The 16,001-nt window shown below is 48.9% G+C and carries 13 protein-coding genes; 8 read left to right on the forward strand and 5 right to left on the reverse strand.

Translation table 11 applies throughout. From position 1 onward, the window contains the following. Window positions 1-73: 73 nt before the first annotated feature. A complete protein-coding gene (locus MHI48_RS27950) occupies window positions 74-1,018 on the reverse strand; it encodes a MerR family transcriptional regulator (RefSeq protein ID WP_036612617.1) in 945 nt (314 codons plus the stop codon). A gap of 267 nt (window positions 1,019-1,285) precedes the next feature. On the opposite strand from MHI48_RS27950, the gene MHI48_RS27955 reads away from it, so the two are divergent. The 8 genes from MHI48_RS27955 (at window position 1,286) to MHI48_RS27990 (ending at window position 11,125) form a co-directional block, all read left to right on the forward strand. Next, complete coding sequence (locus tag MHI48_RS27955) at window positions 1,286-2,761, forward strand: phospholipase D family protein (protein ID WP_036612621.1); 1,476 nt, start codon at window positions 1,286-1,288, stop codon at window positions 2,759-2,761. Between the two features lie 126 nt (window positions 2,762-2,887). Further along, on the forward strand, window positions 2,888-3,511 hold the full coding sequence (locus tag MHI48_RS27960) for a TetR/AcrR family transcriptional regulator (protein WP_036612623.1): 624 nt from the start codon (window positions 2,888-2,890) through the stop codon (window positions 3,509-3,511). Further along, entirely contained in the window at window positions 3,508-3,849 is a 342-nt protein-coding gene (locus MHI48_RS27965; RefSeq protein ID WP_036612625.1) for a multidrug efflux SMR transporter, read from the forward strand. The genes MHI48_RS27960 and MHI48_RS27965 overlap by 4 nt, the downstream gene beginning before the upstream one ends. Further along, window positions 3,849-4,163, forward strand: coding sequence for a multidrug efflux SMR transporter (locus tag MHI48_RS27970; RefSeq protein WP_017691901.1), 315 nt, complete (start codon window positions 3,849-3,851; stop codon window positions 4,161-4,163). The genes MHI48_RS27965 and MHI48_RS27970 overlap by 1 nt, the downstream gene beginning before the upstream one ends. A 271-nt stretch (window positions 4,164-4,434) precedes the next feature. Beyond that, on the forward strand, window positions 4,435-4,566 hold the full coding sequence (locus tag MHI48_RS27975) for a hypothetical protein (protein WP_268748587.1): 132 nt from the start codon (window positions 4,435-4,437) through the stop codon (window positions 4,564-4,566). 232 nt (window positions 4,567-4,798) lie between these two features. Continuing rightward, complete coding sequence (locus MHI48_RS27980; RefSeq protein WP_164783302.1) at window positions 4,799-5,728, forward strand: TetR/AcrR family transcriptional regulator; 930 nt, start codon at window positions 4,799-4,801, stop codon at window positions 5,726-5,728. Window positions 5,729-5,761: 33 nt separating this feature from the next. After that, window positions 5,762-8,986, forward strand: coding sequence for an efflux RND transporter permease subunit (locus tag MHI48_RS27985; RefSeq protein ID WP_405142355.1), 3,225 nt, complete (start codon window positions 5,762-5,764; stop codon window positions 8,984-8,986). A 498-nt stretch (window positions 8,987-9,484) separates the two neighbouring features. Next, complete coding sequence (locus tag MHI48_RS27990) at window positions 9,485-11,125, forward strand: PucR family transcriptional regulator (protein WP_405142357.1); 1,641 nt, start codon at window positions 9,485-9,487, stop codon at window positions 11,123-11,125. Between the two features lie 16 nt (window positions 11,126-11,141). On the opposite strand, the gene MHI48_RS27995 is transcribed toward MHI48_RS27990, so the two are convergent. The 4 genes from MHI48_RS27995 to MHI48_RS28010 all read right to left on the reverse strand — a co-directional run bounded on the left by MHI48_RS27995 (window position 11,142) and on the right by MHI48_RS28010 (window position 15,945). Continuing rightward, the gene (locus MHI48_RS27995; protein ID WP_062836929.1) at window positions 11,142-11,369 is read right to left on the reverse strand and encodes a hypothetical protein; all 228 of its coding nucleotides are present in this window, start codon (window positions 11,367-11,369) and stop codon (window positions 11,142-11,144) included. Further along, complete coding sequence (gene hydA / locus MHI48_RS28000; RefSeq protein WP_405142359.1) at window positions 11,369-12,814, reverse strand: dihydropyrimidinase; 1,446 nt, start codon at window positions 12,812-12,814, stop codon at window positions 11,369-11,371. The genes MHI48_RS27995 and hydA overlap by 1 nt, the downstream gene beginning before the upstream one ends. Beyond that, entirely contained in the window at window positions 12,811-14,106 is a 1,296-nt protein-coding gene (gene preA / locus MHI48_RS28005) for an NAD-dependent dihydropyrimidine dehydrogenase subunit PreA (RefSeq protein WP_076319240.1), read from the reverse strand. The genes hydA and preA overlap by 4 nt, the downstream gene beginning before the upstream one ends. Before the next feature lie 471 nt (window positions 14,107-14,577). Then, on the reverse strand, window positions 14,578-15,945 hold the full coding sequence (locus MHI48_RS28010) for an NAD(P)-dependent oxidoreductase (protein WP_405144746.1): 1,368 nt from the start codon (window positions 15,943-15,945) through the stop codon (window positions 14,578-14,580). Window positions 15,946-16,001: the final 56 nt, after the last annotated feature.

Raw genomic sequence — 16,001 nt, forward strand, 5'->3', positions numbered from 1 at the left:
AAACACCCTTTGATCACTTTCGTCAAAGGATGTCCTTTATACACTAACCTATTCATATCATTTGAGATTATGTTTAATTATTGGCCTGTCCAAACCGTGCACCAGGTGACCGCTCGGAGAGATATTCACGCTCCATCCACGACTGCCAGTCCGCAGAACTCTCCGGCATAATCCATTGCGGATAACGCGCATGCTCTGCACGCTCATAGCCCTTTCCACCAAGTACAAAGCGAATATGCGGGAACTCGTTTTTAATCCGCTCGACGAGTTGATCACATTTAACAAGAAGCCCTGGACTTGTGATCGACAGGCAGACCAACTTGATCTTCTGCTCCCGGATAATCGGGAAGATACCTTCTTCTGGCGTGTTCGCACCGAGATACAGTACTTCCGCTCCATTTTTGCGCATAAAAAGAGAGAACAGCAGCAATCCGACCTGATGGTGCTCCCCTTCCGGACACAACGCCAGAACTTTGGGCAGATGCGGATAGATCGGGAACAGATGGAAAAACTGATAAAAGCGCTGTGATATCAGCTGTGTCATGAAGTGTTCCTGAGCCACCGAAGCCCTGCCTTGCTCCCATGCATCTCCAACCCGAACCAGAATGGGCACCAACACATGATAGAACATCGAGTCATACCCATACATGGTGAACCCAAAATCAATCAAACCATTGGCACGTTCACCCTGAAAGTTGTAGAGCGAGTCATAGATCTGATCTGCCATGCGTGCGTAGGCTTCTTCCATCGTAGGCACCGGAGCCATGATCGGCGTGGGCACAGCCTCGGGCGGATTTAATTTGTTTACTTTCAACATCCGTACCGCTTCCGAAATATTGGTCTGATGTAGCTCAACCTGTTCTTTCAACCAGCGCAGATCCGCAACATTCTCTTCGGTATACATTCGATAACCCGATTCCGTCCGCTCAGGGGTGACCGCACTATATCGATTCTCCCAAGCCCGGAGCGTCACCGTCGGGATACCGAGCATGGCAGCGACTTGTTTGATGGAATACACCTTATTACCCACTTTCTTTCCTAAATGTCCAGATTTCAAAGGTTATATCATTGGTTCCCCGTCCTTGTCAGGCATATGAAAACCCTAACATTCTACAAAAATAATACACTCATTATACACAACGCTCAGACACCTGTCGATTGCATACTGCCAATTTTGCCATATGCATTTTACCACTACATTCGTTATGCTAGCGGGTTCTTCTGCGTCAACGTTATCATCCGTGTGGTAATAGAAGTCAGCAAGTACAGAAGGGGGAGTCCACCGTTGGCCTCATTACGCCGCCATACATCAGACCGCAAGTCTTCACGCGGCAAATTTCCATACATACGAACAGGACTCGTCCTATTGGTCCTATGGCTCATCGCCGTCATGCTCTATCAGACCTACAAACCATTACCAACGGGCATTTCCTACGAAAGTCCGGAGTATCGTGTGGATCAAGTCGAGTTCCTGCATGACCTCACTTATCCTTCCTCCGACGGACAGATGGAGCACGAGCAGCAGATTTTCCAGCGCATGATGCAGATTGTGGAGGAAGCAGAGCAGTTTGTCCTGGTGGATATGTTCCTGTTCAATAATTATCAGCACAAGGGACAAAACTTTCCTCCCGTTAGTACTGAATTCACCGAAGCGCTGGTCGCCAAAAAAAATCAGCACCCGGACATGGACATTTGGTTCATTACAGATGAAGTAAATACCAACTATAACTCAGCACCCAATCCGTTGCTGGAACAAATGAAACAAGCAGGCATTCATGTGGTCATCACGGATGTGGACCCTTTGCGTGATTCAACTCCAGTATACTCTGCGGTCTGGCGGACCTTCTTCCAATGGTTTGGCCAATCTGGAGATGGCTGGATCAAGAACCTGATGGCCACGGATGGTCCGGATGTCACTGTGCGTTCCTATCTCAAGCTGCTCAATGTGAAGGCCAATCATCGTAAAGTTGTTGTTAGTGAGAAGACAGCGATTGTCTCTTCTGGCAATATCCATGATGCGAGTGCCTACCACTCGAATATTGCATTTGAAGTAACAGGTCCAATCATTGGCGATATTCTTCAGTCCGAGCAAGCTGTTCTCGACATCTCAGGCGGAGGCAAGGTTCCTGCCTACACAGCTCCTTCCTCCAATTCAAACACGGGAGATTTGCGAATACGCTATTTAACTGAAGGCAAAGTGAATGACGCTGTACTCCATGAGATCAATCAAGCTGGCAAAGGTGACACCTTATGGATGGGCATGTTCTATGTGGCCTCTCCGAAAGTATTGGAAGCCCTGCTGGAAGCGGCAAAACGAGGAACCGAGATCCGGCTTGTACTAGATCCAAATGAAAATGCTTTTGGTCAGGAAAAGATCGGGATTCCGAACCGTCCTGTCGCCGCTGAATTGCATGATAAATCCGACGGTAAAATACAGATCCGCTGGTATAACACCACCAAGGAGCAATACCATACCAAGATGATCTATCTTGCCAAAGCAACCGGAGATCATATTGTCCTAGGGGGTTCAACCAACTTTACACCACGAAACATGAATGACTACAATCTGGAGAATGATCTATGGGTTGCTGCACCTCCAGACAATAAGTTCACGCTTGATATCGCGAATTATTTTGAGCGTATTTGGAATAATAATGATGCCGAGTTCACGTTAGACCTGGATGAGTTCCAGGAGAAGACTACGTTTTTGAAAGGTATCCTATATAAGTTGCAACTGATTCTGGGTCTTACGACCTTTTGATCAGAAACCACATCCATACCTGTTATATCCGCCTGTACTCTACTGTGCAGGCGGATATTTTCATCTTGACAGGTGATGTAAAGTATGGAAATATAATTACCTAACGACCGTTAGGAAGGTGATTGAATGACTGCACAATCCATTCGGGATGCAGCCCTGTTCCATTTTGCCAGAGATGGATATGAGGGAGCTTCTCTAAGAGCTATTGCTGATGAAGTCGGGATTAAAAAACCGTCCATATATGCGCATTTCAGCTGCAAGGATGACTTGTTTTTACACACACTGGACTTTGCATTTCACGAGGTAACACGGCACACACTGGAATATTTCCGTGATCATGCGGATCTGCCATTGGAGCAGAGGCTGAAAGGCTTGTTGATCTGGTTCGAACAAGAATACAATGCCCATGCTTCGGCTCGTTTGATGTTGCGTAATTGTTTTTACCCCCCACTTTCTCTGTATGGCGAAGTGATGGATCAAGTGTATCCGTTTATCGATGGTATGGAACGTGCACTGACTCGTCTGCTGCAAAGGGCAATGCGTAATGAAGATATACCGCCCCTTCCCGCGGAACAAGCCGCCATTGCATTTATGACGTTTCTCGACGGTATTACCGTGGAAATTATCTATGGAAGTTCCCGTCGGTACAAGAGACGGTTGGAAGCAGCCTGGCCTGTATTTTGGCATGGCATTCATCATCTGAACGACGAGGCACACAGCGTTGTGCCGGAAGGAGATTTAACAACATGAACCGCAACTGGTTATATGTATTTATCGGTGGAGTTATTGAGATTGTCTGGGTAAGCGGGCTGAAACATGCCTCGAATGCCTGGGAGTGGACTTTAACGGGGATTGCCATCGTGATCAGCTTTGGACTGATCATTGCCGCTTCTAAAAGATTGCCTGTGGGTACGGTGTATGCCGTCTTTACGGGAATTGGTACGGCGGGTACCGTCCTTACGGAAATGGTATTGTTCGGTGAACCGTTCCGCTTGGCCAAAGTATTGCTCATCGGGCTGCTGCTCTGCGGCGTAATTGGACTGAAGCTGGTTACGGATCAGCAAGAAGCCAAAGGAGGTGCAGTATAATGGCTTGGATGGCAATTGTAGGTGCAGGGATATGTGAAATTTTCGGCGTAATCGGTATTAATGGTGCTTCCACCAAGAAAGGATGGCCATACATCGTACTTATGCTGGTGTCGTTTGTGTTCAGCTTCTCGCTGTTGTCCTATGCCATGACGTCCATTCCCATGGGCACAGCGTATGCCGTGTGGACGGGGATCGGGACGGTCGGCAGTACGTTAACAGGCATGTTCCTGTTCGGTGAACGGAAAGAAGCGAAGCGTATCCTGTTTATCGCGATGATTTTGGTGGCAGCCGTTGGTCTGAAACTGATCACGTAACGAAAGTGAAATGAAGTTATACTTTATATCTCCGGTGATAGCATATGCTTCCGAAGAAGCTTTCTTACAGAAAGCTTTAAGGCGAACATTTCGTCTCTTCAAGTTGGTTCTGCAATCTCCGTTATCGTGTAATTCTTAGCTTCCATTATGATATCTATTAAATTCTGTAATATAAAAAAGACGACTTCGATCAGGAAGTCGTCTTTTTTGGGGAATGATATAAATAGGGAACCTCTTTATACTTTGCCACGTAAGAAAGGATGTCGTATTCATGAGAAAATTATTGGCACACATGGGCTCTTTTACCGGGTATACCCTTCTGATCGCCATGGCCATTTTCTATCTCATCGCTCTAATCGCTATTATTATACTCGCCTTGTACGCCTTCACTGGAGGAAACTAACTTAAACGTTCTTGATACCTTATCCCTATCGTACATACAAGCTGCACCTTGTTACTTGCCGTCTCTCCTTCCCTTTGATCAGCCACTTTTCCCCATATACATTTTCCCAATTTACTCCCATTTGAATTCCTTTAACCAGATCGTTTATACTTATTTTGACCTTAAAGTCAATTCAAGAACTCACAAGTTCCCTGATGAGGTGAATGCATCGTTAATGAACCCTATACATGAGATGAATGAGAAGAAAAAGCTCATCATTACTACAGCACTCAAGTTATTCTCATCCAAAGGCAGTGCTGCAACATCCATGCAAGAGATTGCAGAATTATGCGGGATGTCCAAAGGCAGCCTCTACATCATGTTCAAATCCAAAGAGGAATTAGAAGCCAGTACTCTGGAGTACTGCATGTACACGCTCATGGACGAGATGACACAGATCGAGCATGAAACCAGCCTTACCTCACGTGAACGTCTGCACAAGCAGATTGAGACACTGCTCATCCATGTTGCCGAACTTAAGGAGTTTTTGCGAGTACAGATGCGCAGCATGATGATGGATGATGAACAGCAACGCAAGGAACAATGCCATCCGCTGCAAAGAGATCTGGAGGTACGTACCTTACATTGGTTTAAGGATAAGCTGGAGGAGCAGTACGGATCGGAGATTGAACCTTATACGATTGACCTTATTTTGCTGACACAGGGACTGTTCCTCTCCTACGTCAAGATCTGGTTTACGGAGATGCCTTCCCTTACTGTTACCAAGATGGCAACAAATTTACTGCAAATGATGGACTATGCAGCGCACGGATTCCTTAAGCAGCGACCTTTGCCTTTGATTCCTTTGGAGGACTGGCCTGCATGGATTACCGAACCCCATCCGGATTCCACGGTGATGCGGCATCCTATTCATATTATCAAGCAAATGCAGGATATTGCTGCCTCCGAATTGCCTGCTGGGCAACCAAAGAATGATGTACTTGAGACCATTGCCATTCTCCGGCAGGAGATGATGGAATTCACACCGCGGCGTGCCATTATTCTGGGCATGATGCACAATCTGGAGAACGTAACTGCCATTCAATCTTTGCACTCCGAGCTTCAGCATATTCTGGATGCCATGTATAGCCGGTTCATCCAAGCTGACTCGTCACACACATAAACAGGAGAAACAGAGAGGAGAAGAAACCATCGTATGAAAGGTATTATTAATTTTTCACTGAACAACAAGTTTGCGATTTGGATTCTGACGATTATCATCTCTTTCGCAGGTTTGTACAGCGGATTGACGATGAAACAAGAGACAATCCCGAACATCAACGTACCGTTTCTGAATGTCACTGCCATTGATCCGGGGGCTGCACCGGAGGGAATTGTTGAGGATGTCACGAAGCCGCTGGAAGTAAAACTACGCAATGTAGATGGCGTGAAGACGGTGACCTCCACTTCTATGGAGAACGCAGCATCGATCACACTCGAATTTGATTATGGAACAGATCTGACCAACGCAACTGCAACCGTTCGTGAGGCACTGAATGAAGTTCAACTGCCTGACAGTGTGCAGAAGCCGACCATTTCCAAGTTCAGCATTAACTCTTTCCCGGTTGTATCTCTGAGCCTGTCCGACAAGGACGGCGGTGACCTGGAACAATTGACACGACTGGTTGAATCGGATATTCAGCCTGCACTCGAAGACATTGACGGTGTAGCTCAGGTTCAGGTGTCCGGTCAATATGTAAAAGAAGTTCAATTGAAGTTTGACCAAGCCAAAATGGCCGAGCTGGGCCTAACGGAAGATACGGTAAACGGCATTGTTCAAGGTTCATCCATTCGTGTGCCCCTTGGACTGTTTGAACTGGATAAATCCCAGAAAGCCGTTGTTGTAGATGGCAACATCATCGACATCGATGATCTGAAAAACCTTGCCATTCCAGTTGTACCCGGCGGTGCCGGTGCTTCCGCAGGCAATGGTTCAAACGCAGCCCCACAAGGCTCTGGAGCACCAACTGGTGAAGCTGGTCAAGGTACCGCTCCAGGTGCTTCACAAGGAACGGACCAAGCCGCTGGTGGTAATGCCGGTGTAGGTAGCCCTTCAGCTGCTGCCAACGCAGCTGGTATCCCGACAGTAAAATTAAGTGAAATTGCCAAGATCGAAGTCATCGGTCAAGCGGAATCCATTTCCCGGACAGACGGCAAGGAATCGATTGGTATTTCCATTGTAAAATCCAACGATGCCAACACGGTTGATGTCGTTAACGCAGTCAAAGATAAAGCTGAAGAGTTGCAATCGCAGTTCAAAAATGCTGATTTGACTGTATTGCTTGACCAAGGTAAGCCGATTCAGGACTCGGTGAACACGATGTTGGGCAAAGCCGTTTTTGGCGCCTTGTTTGCCATCCTGATCATCCTGCTCTTCCTGCGTAATATTCGTTCAACCATTATCTCCATTATCTCGATCCCGCTCTCCTTGCTCATGGCATTGACTGCTCTCAATATGATGGATATTACTTTGAACATGATGACGCTGGGTGCGATGACGGTTGCCATCGGACGGGTTGTCGATGACTCCATCGTTGTTATCGAGAACATCTACCGCAGATTAACACTCAAAGGTGAGAGATTAAAAGGCCGTGAACTAGTCCGCGAAGCAACTCGCGAGATGTTTGTGCCAATCCTTTCTTCCACGATCGTAACTATTGCGGTATTCCTGCCACTGGCATTGGTAAGCGGTATGGTCGGTGAGTTATTCACGCCATTTGCACTGACCATGGTATTCGCTTTGCTGGCATCCCTGATCGTTGCCATTACCATTGTGCCGATGCTTGCGCACACCCTGTTCCGTGGAGGGTTGAAGAACAAACAGAATCACGAAGAAAAACCAGGCAAAATGGCGGAAGGTTACAAACGCCTGCTGAACTGGACCCTGTCACACAAACTCATCACAGTCAGTATTGCAGTGATCTTGCTGGTCGGCAGTTTGTTCCTGTACCCGTTCATCGGTGCAAGCTTCTTGCCAGAACAACAGGATAAATACGTGACTATTACGTACAGCCCACAAACCGGAGCTTTGCGTGAAGATGTCGAAAAAGAAGCACTCGTTGCCGAGAAGTGGTTGCTGGAACAACCAGGTCTGGAGAAAATGCAATATTCCATCGGCGGAAGTAATCCACTGAGCAGCATGGGTGGCGGTGGTTCCAACTCGGCTCTATTCTATATTGAATATAACGAAGACACGAAAGACTTTACCAAAGTGAAGGAACAGCTTGTAGAAGGTCTGAAGAAAGAAGTTACCGTAGGTACCTGGAATGAGCTCGACATGTCCGGCGGTCTGGGTGGTAGCGGCCTGAGTCTCTCCATCTATGGCGATAATGTAGAGCAACTCAAACCTGTATCGGATGAAATTCTGAAACTGGTTGAAGCGGATAAGGATAATTTTGAAAAAGCAGATACAACACTTGCTGACACCTACGGGCAGTATACGCTCGTGGCGGATCAGGAGAAATTAAGTTCCCTGGGCCTGACTGCAGGCCAACTGGCGATGACGCTGAGCCCGGCACGGGAACGTCCTGTGCTTACGGAAGTCGATATTGATAACAAAACGTACAAAGTATATGTAGAGACAGACAACAAATCATTCAGCAGCATTAAAGAGATTGAGGATGAAACCGTCACTTCACCGCTTGGCATTGAAGTACCAATCAAAGATGTTGCCAAAGTGGAAGAAGGTACGTCCCCGAACTCCATTATGCAAATTGATGGTAAAGTTGTTGTACAAGTTACAGCCAACATCCTGGCTTCGGATGTAACGAAAGCTTCGAGTAACCTACAGGCTGAGATCGACAAACTGGATCTGCCTGATGGCGTTGAAGTGAAGTTCGGCGGTACAACCGAACAGATTAATGATACCTTTACTCAACTGGGTCTCGCCATGCTGGCGGCCATCGCCATTGTATACTTCGTGCTCGTTGTTACATTCGGCGGCGGATTGGCACCATTCGCAATCCTGTTCTCCCTGCCATTTACGGTCATTGGTATTATGGTAGGTCTGTTCATCGCTGGTGGTACGCTCGACGTCTCCGCCATGATGGGTGGACTGATGCTCATCGGTATCGTGGTCACCAACGCTATCGTGTTGATCGACCGTGTTATTCACAAGGAAAAAGAGGGTACGCCTACCCGTGAAGCCTTGCTGGAAGCCGGTGCAACTCGTCTGCGTCCAATCCTGATGACCGCTCTCGCAACTATCGGTGCCCTGTTGCCACTGGTTACGGGCCTCGAAGAAAGTGCGGGGATCATCTCGAAAGGATTAGGAATTACCGTAATCGGTGGTCTGATCAGCTCCACGCTGCTCACGCTGGTTATCGTACCGATTGTGTATGAGTTCCTGATGAAATTTAAAAAGAAAAGAATCGAAGATTAAGAAGTCGTTGATTGTACTCATGTAACGGTTCGAGTACAACTTAAATGTAGACTATAACATTAGCTTCTCGCCCCTTAGCGCATATTGGAATGGTTGAATTCCGATGTGATGATAAGGGGCTTTTTTTTATTTAAGCATTTTGCATAAATCCCATGAGCGTCTTCCAATCAGCAAGATATAGATCGAAATGATTCTATTCGTCTATATCTTGTACCCGTGAGCGATTGGAATCGAATTATGCAAAATGCTGATGAAAATTCACACGAGACATAGACTGACATATAAATTCTTCATTTTAGTCAAAATCACAAAAAGTACAGTTCCATTTGTCATTTGAAACAAATGAACGTTAGATTTCAGCTCATAGGCTGTAAATAGACTTATAATATGGATTAATTATGCAAGTTGACGGATTCCAGACTCCAGATAGATCACATGTAATTGGGGAAGGACAGTGGTTGTGTGGGGGAGACAACGCTTCATATTCAGATCAGAGACATGCTAAAACGTCCCGTATTTCGCAAGGCGGAAGTTCTGGCCAGTGATCGCGCGCTGGAGCGGTATGTTCGCTGGGTTCATATCATGGAAGTTCCCGAGGTAGGGGACTTGCTCAATGGCGGGGAATTGGTGCTGACGACAGGCATTGGCTGGCAGGACGGTGAGCAGCATGGTCTGTCTTTTTTGCGTCAGTTAATTGCACGCGGGGCTGCCGGACTCTGTATGGAACTGGGGGATCACACCAAGTCGCAGCTCGGTGCTATGAAGGAAATTGCAGTAGCAGCGGATTTTCCGTTGATCTGGTTTCACGAACAAGTCCGTTATATCGATATTACGCAAGACCTGCATTTCACCCTGATTCGCAGTCATCAGCGGATGATCGCTGAACTCGATAGTCTCACCACCTCCTTTAACCAACTTCTTCTGAATGGAGATGGCGTACAACCTCTGCTTCGATTATTGTCACGAACAACCGGATGTGCCGTGGCGTTATATCCACTTGAAGGGGAAGCAAGTGCCGTTCCCTACTGCCCTCCAGAGCAGCTGGAGACTCGTCGGCAGGATTGGTTTTTGCAGCGGGAACATTTGGCGGGGGAGGATATTCCGAATTTAATGCAGCTGTCAGATAACACATTGGATGTGATCAGCATGCCTGTTCAGGCGTTGGACTACACCTTTGCCGACCTTGTGCTGATGCATCAAAAGCTGACGGATCAAGATTCAAGCATACCGATCAAACCTTCGGATGAATTCGTCATTCAGGCACTGGAACGATGCGCGGCCGCGATTGCCCAGGACTGGATGCGAACCAAATACATGGAAGAGAAACGCCGCTACAAAGAAGATATGTGGGTCATTGATTGGCTTAACGGACACCACTCCACGAAGGAAATCCATGAATATATATCTACCGTTAATCCCCCTCTCGCAACGAGCACAGCTACCATAATCTTATTCGACAGTAACCCCGCATACACAGATAGCCTCAGACTTCAGAAGTTGTTGATCCAACGCAACATCGTTGCCCGTTCCATGTTCGCTCGGGAGAATTTCACCCTCTACAGCACCATTCTGAATCACCAGATCATTCTTATCATTCTCGACCCACTACCTGGATCTCAGCGCAAAAGCAGTCTCTGGCGCTGCATCGAACAGCTGCAGCAACACGAGCAGGAACAGACCCACTGCCTCTTCTCAGGCTTGATCGGTATCAGTCATAACTGCACAGACCTCTCCCGTCTCAAGGATAGTCTGGAATCCGCGAAGGAGACACTGCGAATTCAGAAGGACATCGGTGTGATGCAGCAGCCCTTTTTCAGTAATCTTCATTGTTACCGCATCATCGCCAGTATGAAGCAGAGTGGTAATCTGGATGATTTCATCGAAGAATATTTGGGACCGCTCATTCGTTACGATGTAGAGAAAGGAGGTCAGCTGCTCCGCACGCTCAAGCAATATCTGATCCTGTGCTGCTCCAAGCAAGAGACGGCCACCGCTCTATATATCGTCAGACAGACACTGTATCACCGTTTGGACAAAATCGAAGCCCTTTTGGGAGAAGACTACATCCTCCCCGAGAAAAGGGTCGCGATCGAACTTGCCATCTACGCCTATGAGTACGTACACGGCCCGATCGCATGAAGAGCTTCAGCATGGTCTAGGCTCCCCGTTGTTCCTGAAGCTGGCGAATCAAAATGTGACTGAACCACTTCCGTCCAGACGCCGTGCCTACGTATTGCTCTTGTTTCTCTTCGGGAAGATCCGGGTGCCCCCATATGACGTGAGCACCCTCCAGATGTTCCCGTACCGCATAGATCCGATAACCCTGTGCAACCATTCGCTCTATGGCGATCCTCTCGGCCTCAAACACATCATGATCCGACATCAACTTCTCCCTCCATTCACTGCCGTCACAGGCTGTTTCATCGGTATGGGCGCGCCTGCATCATACTTGTTGCGCTTCACATATTGGCCTGCCCCTGCTGTTCCGGTATACTGCCGATCTCGAATGACATACTCCCCGCGGCACAACACCGTCACCGGACATCCCTGTACCTGCATACCTTCAAATGCACTGTAATCCACGTTCATATGATGCGTATCTGCCGAGATCACCCTGTTTACAGAGGGGTCAAAAATAACGATATCCGCGTCTGTCCCGACAGCGAGAGTCCCTTTCTGCGGAAATAGTCCAAATAACTTGCTCGCTCTTGTCGAACATAGATCAACCCACTGATTCAGTGTGATCCTTCCTTTGACTACACCTTCGGAATACAGAATGCTGAGACGATCTTCGATGACAGGCCCCCCGTTAGGAATTTTGCTAAAATCATCCTTGCCCAAGTCCTTCTGCCCCTTGAAATTAAACGAGCAATGATCGGAGCCAATCGTCTGCAACTGACCACTTTTCAATGCATTCCACAACACTTCCTGATGCGCTACTTCCCGCAGCGGAGGTGACCAGACATACTTTGCACCCTCAAAGTCCGGCTGATCCATGATCGATTGATCCAGTGTCAAATACTGAGGACAGGTCTCCCCCCAGATCCGGTAGCCCATTTCACGCATACGCGCAATTTGCTCCACTGCTTCCGCACAGGTCACGTGCACCACATACAGCTGTGAATCCGCAAGTGCAGCCAGACGCGCCGCACGCCCTGTTGCTTCTCCCTCCAGCATGGATGGACGAGTCAGCGCATGATGAATCGGCTCCGTGCGCCCTTCGGCGAGCGCCTGTCGAACCAGCAGGTCAATGACATCCCCGTTCTCGGCATGAACCATGACGAGTGCGCCGTACTCTTTTGCCTTTTGCAACGTCTGGAAGAGAATCCCGTCATCGGCCTGAAACTGGTTTTTATATGCCATGAACACCTTGAAAGATGATACACCCTCTTCTTCAATGATCTGCGGCAGCTCTTCTAGCACCTGATCATTCATCTCGCCGATCATGAGATGGAAACCGTAGTCGATGGCGGCTTTACCCTCGGCCTTGGCATGCCACTCCTGGAGAGATTCGATTAATGGACGGCCTTTTTGTGTCAGACAAAAATCAATGATCGTTGTTGTACCGCCAAAAGCTGCCGCTGTCGTTCCCGTCGCAAAATCATCCGCCGTTACCGTTCCACCGAAGGGCATATCCAGATGCGTATGCGGGTCGATCCCGCCCGGAATGACGTAACAGCCCGCTGCATCTACAACCTCCATTTGTTCGTCTGGCACCAGTCCGATGCCAATCTGTGTGATTTTACCCTTTTCGATCAAAATATCTGCTTCAAAGGTATCCGACGCCGTGACCAACACACCATTACGAATCAATTTGCGGGTACTCATGATATCGCCTCCTTGGTTGATTGATCTCTAACGGATTGCAACATCGCAATCGCAGACTGCCGTTCATTCCAGGTTACAGGTTCCTGCTCAGGTACAAGTTCAACCATCTCAATCGCCCCATCCACCGGGCAAACGATCGAACACAGATTACAGCCAACACAGTCCTCTTCCACCACTTCCAGATAGGAGCCGGACGGGTCGGTCAACATATCAATACACTGATGCGAGGTGTCCTCACAAGCAATATGGCATTTGTTGCAATTGATGCAGACATCGCGGTTGATGCGGGCGACCACTTTGTAGTTCAGATCGAGATTGCCCCAATCGGAGTAACGCGGAACCGTCTGACCTACCAGTTCTGCTACACTGCTTAGACCCTTTTCATCCAAATAATCATTCAGCCCATCAATCATGTCCTCCACAATGCGGAATCCATGATGCATCGCTGCGGTACATACCTGAACCCCTGTAGCGCCCATGAGCAAAAACTCTGCCGTATCCCGCCAATCAGATATGCCACCAATCCCTGAGATTGGAACACCTACCTCCGGATTACGGGCACACTCCGCAACCATGTTCAGTGCGATGGGCTTTACAGCTGGGCCACAATATCCACCGTGCGCTCCTTTGCCGCCCACATGCGGCACGGTATTCCACGAATCCAGATCCACACCTGCCAGGGAGTTAATCGTATTGATCAGGGAGATCGCATCTGCGCCACCGCGGACAGCTGCCCGGGCAGTCGCCGTAATATCCGTGATATTCGGCGTGAGTTTCACGATCACCGGTGTGGTCGCCACTTCCTTCACCCACATCGTCTGGAGTTCGACCAGGTCAGGTTGCTGACCAGAGGCGGCTCCCATACCACGTTCGGCCATGCCATGCGGGCAACCAAAGTTCAGCTCCAGGCCATCGACGCCGACAGCCTCCACCTTTTTCACAATCTCATGCCACTTCTCCCGCGTAGGTTCCACCATCAGTGAAGCGATAACCGCACGGTCCGGGAAGCGTTTCTTGGTCTCGGCGATCTCCCGCAGATTCACTTCCAGCGGACGATCGGATATCAATTCAATATTATTAAACCCCGCCACCCGCTGCCCACCAAAATGGACCGCCGCGAAACGGGAGGATGTATTGATAATTGGCTCACCCAGCGTCTTCCACACCGCACCACCCCAGCCCGCCTCGAACGCACGCTGAACCTGATATCCCGTATTGGTCGGTGGTGCAGAAGCCAGCCAGAATGGATTGGGTGATCGAATACCTGCCAGATTAATGGATAAGTCAGCCATAACGATCCCTCCTTGGTGTTGTTTGAACATATTAGTTACACTGGAATATTTGGTCGTGCTCAGGACCTCTGCGTAGTAATGGTGTTTCTGGATAATACGTACCTAAATCCTAACGAACCGTAGAGCTCTTATTGGGCTCATTTGCGGCACTTTCAAAATCTAACGAATCGTAGAAAGCTTATATTGCTGTAATAGCTCATTTCGGCTTCATTTCAACAGGTATTCGTCAAAATAAGACGTGTGAGATTCGTTAGATTTTCCAATCCTCCATAATTGCCACTATAAGGTGTGCTGGGTTCGTTAGCGCGTCAGGGACACGAAGAATTGATGTACCACACTTCTTGCTCAGATCTGATCTACACCTCTATCACTCTAGCAGTCCCTTACGCCCTCCCCCCCATACTCTCTCCTTGCATGCTTTCATTTCACGCTTTCCGTGTACTCTCCACTTTTCCTTGTCTCGCTCACAACTCACGCCGTCTCTTCCACCTGCCCAGGTAGTGCCTTCATGACTGCGGCGGCAGCCAGCTTACCCTGCTGTGCAGCCGAGACAACCATCGCCTCACCCTGACCCTGACCAAAAACGACATCTCCTGCCGCATAAATCTGAGGATGCGAGGTACGGTACGTATGCGGTTCGATCTCAACGACGCCCCATTGGTGACGCAGCCCAAACGCTTCGATTAATGGTAATAACCGATGCTGTCCAATCGCCCGGATGACCGTATCACATTCAATCATGAACTCCGATCCTTCCACAGGTACGGGCAAGGCACGCCCACCACCAGGCGGGGTAATTAACTCCATTTTCACACATTCCACAGCCTGAACCCGACCGTTCTCGTCTCCAATGATACGCTGCGGCAACGTAAACCAGCGGAACTCCACACCCTCCTGCTTGGCAAAAGTATATTCAAACGCATACGCCGTCATCTGGCTTTCACCACGCCGATATAACATCTGCACCCGCTCGGCACCAAGGCGTACCGAACAGGTTGCTGCATCTACCGCCGTATTGCCCGCGCCAATAACGGCGACCTTCAGACCATTCAATGCGGGCGGAACACCCTGCTTGGTAGACTCCACCAGTTCAATCGCATCATAGACACCTTCCAGTGTCTCCCCTTCAATACCCAGCATGGGAACCGAACCCATGCCACAGGCCAGAATGACCGCTTCATGCTGCTCCAGCAACTCCGAAGCAGGGATATCCACACCGATACGCACCCCATAACGGATCTGTACACCAAGTGCCTCCACCTGCTCCACTTCCCATAGCGCAACCGATTCGGGCAAACGGAAGGATACGATGCCGTACGTGTTCAGCCCGCCGCCTTTGGGTTTTGCTTCATAGATCGTCACCTCATATCCTGCACGCCCCAGTTCACGTGCTGCCGACAGTCCTGCTGGCCCCGCTCCCACAACAGCAACGGTTCTCCCATTGGCAGGTGCTGCCTGGAATAACGGCTCATTCTTCGCCCGCGCCCAGTCGGTGGCGTAACGCTGCAAGTCACCAATGCGAATCGGCTTCGACGATTCGTTCAGAACACATGCACCTTCACACAATTCCTCTGTGGGACAGACACGTGCGCAGCTGGCTCCAACCGGATTTGCATCCATGATGGTGCGGGCCGATCCTTTCAGGTGCCCTGTTGATATTTTGCCAATAAAAGAAGGGATATTGATGTCGGTTGGACAGGCTTTGATACAAGGTGCATCGTAACAGTACAGACAGCGGTTTGATTCCTCCATCGCTTCCTTGCCTGTCATGGCGGGTTTCATCTCGGCAAAACGACTCTCCCACCCATAATCGGATAACGTTGTTCCTGAGCTGTTCATCAATGTCATGCACCTCCTGGAGAATGATCTACGCTATCTAAAACAATCTTACGTGC

This window comes from Paenibacillus sp. FSL H7-0942, from assembly GCF_045040715.1.
In the GTDB taxonomy this organism is placed as follows: Bacteria; Bacillota; Bacilli; order Paenibacillales; family Paenibacillaceae; genus Paenibacillus; species Paenibacillus amylolyticus.

What these genes read in the sequence shown, in the direction of transcription:
- MHI48_RS27960 (WP_036612623.1), top strand. Translation starts at nt 2,888, where the DNA reads ATGACTGCACAATCCATTCGGGATGCAGCCCTGTTCCATTTTGCCAGA.
- MHI48_RS27965 (WP_036612625.1), top strand. Translation starts at nt 3,508, where the DNA reads ATGAACCGCAACTGGTTATATGTATTTATCGGTGGAGTTATTGAGATT.
- MHI48_RS27970 (WP_017691901.1), top strand. Translation starts at nt 3,849, where the DNA reads ATGGCTTGGATGGCAATTGTAGGTGCAGGGATATGTGAAATTTTCGGC.
- MHI48_RS27975 (WP_268748587.1), top strand. Translation starts at nt 4,435, where the DNA reads ATGAGAAAATTATTGGCACACATGGGCTCTTTTACCGGGTATACCCTT.
- MHI48_RS27980 (WP_164783302.1), top strand. Translation starts at nt 4,799, where the DNA reads ATGAATGAGAAGAAAAAGCTCATCATTACTACAGCACTCAAGTTATTC.
- MHI48_RS27985 (WP_405142355.1), top strand. Translation starts at nt 5,762, where the DNA reads ATGAAAGGTATTATTAATTTTTCACTGAACAACAAGTTTGCGATTTGG.
- MHI48_RS27990 (WP_405142357.1), top strand. Translation starts at nt 9,485, where the DNA reads ATGCTAAAACGTCCCGTATTTCGCAAGGCGGAAGTTCTGGCCAGTGAT.
- MHI48_RS27995 (WP_062836929.1), bottom strand. Translation starts at nt 11,369, where the DNA reads ATGTCGGATCATGATGTGTTTGAGGCCGAGAGGATCGCCATAGAGCGA.
- hydA (WP_405142359.1), bottom strand. Translation starts at nt 12,814, where the DNA reads ATGAGTACCCGCAAATTGATTCGTAATGGTGTGTTGGTCACGGCGTCG.
- preA (WP_076319240.1), bottom strand. Translation starts at nt 14,106, where the DNA reads ATGGCTGACTTATCCATTAATCTGGCAGGTATTCGATCACCCAATCCA.
- MHI48_RS28010 (WP_405144746.1), bottom strand. Translation starts at nt 15,945, where the DNA reads ATGAACAGCTCAGGAACAACGTTATCCGATTATGGGTGGGAGAGTCGT.